This is a genomic window from Micromonospora xinjiangensis, from assembly GCF_056150165.1.
Genome location: NZ_JAXCFO010000015.1, coordinates 1 through 2,778 on the forward strand (window position 1 = coordinate 1; position 2,778 = coordinate 2,778).

3 protein-coding genes and 1 pseudogene are annotated in these 2,778 nt (G+C 74.6%); all 4 read left to right on the forward strand.

What is annotated here, in order from left to right; genetic code table 11:
• On the forward strand, positions 1 to 289 hold a 289-nt coding region (locus SM573_RS29670; RefSeq protein WP_474617553.1), incomplete at its 5' end, for a glycosyltransferase family 9 protein.
• Between the two features lie 54 nt (positions 290 to 343).
• Positions 344 to 1,339, forward strand: a complete 996-nt coding sequence (locus SM573_RS29675) for a glycosyltransferase (RefSeq protein WP_474615097.1) — start codon at positions 344 to 346, stop codon at positions 1,337 to 1,339.
• Positions 1,324 to 2,541, forward strand: coding sequence for a glycosyltransferase (locus tag SM573_RS29680; protein ID WP_474615098.1), 1,218 nt, complete (start codon positions 1,324 to 1,326; stop codon positions 2,539 to 2,541). The genes SM573_RS29675 and SM573_RS29680 overlap by 16 nt, the downstream gene beginning before the upstream one ends.
• Positions 2,541 to 2,778, forward strand: a pseudogene (locus SM573_RS29685) (phosphoheptose isomerase); the annotation flags it as partial. The gene SM573_RS29680 and the pseudogene SM573_RS29685, both read left to right, overlap by 1 nt.

Genomic DNA, 2,778 nt, shown 5'->3' on the forward strand with positions numbered 1-2,778 from the left:
GGCCGGCGTGATCGCGAACGCGTCGGCGGTGGTCGTCGGCAACACCGGCCCCGCCCACCTGGCCGCGGCGGTCGGCACACCGGTGGTCAGCCTCTTCGCACCCACCGTCCCGTTCGGACAGTGGGGCCCCTACCGGGTGCCCACCGTCCGCCTCGGCGACCCCACCACCGCCTGCCGCGACACCCGCGCCGCCACCTGCCCCGTCCCCGGCCACCCCTGCCTCACCGGAATCGAACCCGCCGACGTGGTCGCGGCCGTCCGCGTGCTCGCGCCCCCTCCCTCCGGTTGACCACCGTCCGGTCCGATCCCCCAGCCCACGTCCGCGACACACCCGAGGAGAGGTATGAACGTCCTGCTCTGGCACGTGCACGGCTCGTGGATTACCGCCTTCGTGCACGGCCCCCACCGTTACCTCATCCCCACCACACCCGACCGCGGCCCCTACGGCCTCGGCCGCGCCCGCACCTACCCCTGGCCCGACACGGCCGTCGAGGTCAGCCCCGAGGACCTCGCCCACACCGAGGTGGACCTCGTCGTCCTCCAACGCCCCGAGGAGTTCGACCTCGCGGAGAAGTGGCTGGGGCGCCGACCCGGCCGGGACGTCCCCGCCGTCTACGTCGAGCACAACACCCCGAAGGACGGCGACGTCCCCCACAGCCGCCACCCCATGGCCGACCGCGACGACCTGGTCGTCGCCCACGTGACCCACTTCAACGAGCTGTTCTGGGACACCGGGGGGACGCGGACGACCGTGATCGAGCACGGGATCGTGCCGCCGAGGACGAGTTGGAGCGGTGAGCTCGACCGGCTCGCCGTCGTGACGAACGAGCCGGTACGCCGCTGGCGGGTCACCGGCACCGACCTGATGCCCCGGTTCGCCCGGGTGGCGCCGCTGGACGTGTTCGGCATGGGTGTGACGGGTCTGGCGGACGCGCTCGCCCGCGCGGCGCTGCCCGGCGCGGCGGAGCCCCGGGTGACCGGCCACGAAGACCTGCCGCAGGCGCGGATGCACGTCGAGGTGGCGCGGCGGCGCGCGTACCTGCACCTGTGCCGGTGGACCTCGCTCGGGCTGAGCCTCATCGAGGCCATGGCGATGGGCATGCCGGTCGTCGCGCTCGCCACCACCGAGGCGGTGGAGGCGGTGCCCCCGGACGCCGGGGTGCTCTCCACCCGCGTCGACACGCTGGTCGAGGCCACCCGGTGGCTGATGGCGGACCACGATGCCGCCTGCCGGCTCGGCGCGCGAGCGCGTGAGGTGGCGAAGGAACGGTTCGGGCTCGACCGGTTCCTCACGGACTGGGACCGGCTCATGGAGGAGGAAACATGCGTATCGCGATGATCTCTGAGCACGCCAGCCCGCTCGCCGTTCTCGGTGAGGAGGACGCGGGCGGACAGAACACGCACGTCGCCGAGCTCGCGGCCGCGTTGGTGGCCGAGGGCCACGACGTGCGCGTCTACACGCGCCGGGACTCCCCCGCGCTTCCGGAGCTGGTCGAGGTCGCCGAGGGCTACCAGGTGCGGCACGTGCCGGCCGGCCCGGCGCGGCGGGTGCCGAAGGACGAGCTGCTGCCGTACATGGGTGAGTTCGGTCGGTGGCTCGCCGGGCAGTGGCGGGACGGGGACTGGACACCCGAGGTCGCGCACGCGCACTTCTGGATGAGCGGGCTCGCCACCCTGCACGCGGGCCGGCGGGCCGGCGTGCCGATGGTGCTCACGTACCACGCGCTGGGCACGGTGAAGCGGCGGCACCAGGGGTCCCGGGACACCAGCCCACCAGGCCGGATCGGCTACGAGCGGGCGCTCGGGCGGGCCGCCGACCGCGTCATCGTGCAGTGCCAGGACGAGATCGCCGAGCTGGTCCGGATGGGCGTGCCGCGCAGCCGCATGACGCTCGTCCCCTCCGGCGTCAACCAGGAGATGTTCCGTCCCGACGGCCCCGCCGTGCCGCGCGACCCCGCCCGGCCCCGGATCCTCACCGTCGGCCGGCTGGTGGAGCGCAAGGGCTTCCAGGAGGTGATCCGGGCGCTGCCGGCGGTGCCGGACGCGGAGTGCGTGGTGGTCGGCGGTCCGCCGGCCGACCTGCTGCCGGCCGACTCCTTCGCCCGCCGTCTGCGCGGGCTCGCCGAGTCGTGCGGAGTGGCCGACCGGGTGCGCCTGGTCGGTGCGGTGCCGCGGGAGGAGATGGGCCGCTGGTACCGCTCGGCGGACGTGCTGGTCGCCGCCCCCTGGTACGAGCCGTTCGGGCTCACCCCGCTGGAGGCGATGGCCTGCGGCGTACCGGTGATCGGCACGAACGTCGGCGGCATCGCCGACACCGTGGTGGACGGGCTGACCGGGGACCTGGTCCCGCCGCGGGACCCGCGCGCGCTGGGCGCGGCGATCCGCCGACTGCTCGCCGACAAGATCCGCCGGTTCGCGTACGCCACGGCGGCGCTGGACCGCATCCGCAGCAGCTACTCGTGGAAGCGCGCCGCCGAGCAGCTGGGCGCGGTGTACGCGGCGGTCAGCTCCGTGGGCCGACCGACCCCGGCGGTGGCCTGATGAACCGGGCACTCTCCATCGTCGACACGCACCTCAGCGAGCTGGCCGCCACGCTGCTGCCCTACCGTCAGGCCGCCGAGCGGCTGTCCGCGTGGGGCACCCAGCTGGCCTGGACGCTGGCCGGCGGCGGCCGGCTGTTGGTGGCCGGCAACGGCGGCAGCGCCGCCGAGGCCCAACACCTCACCGCCGAACTCGTCGGCAAACTCCGCGACGACCGCCAACCCCTCTCCGCCATCG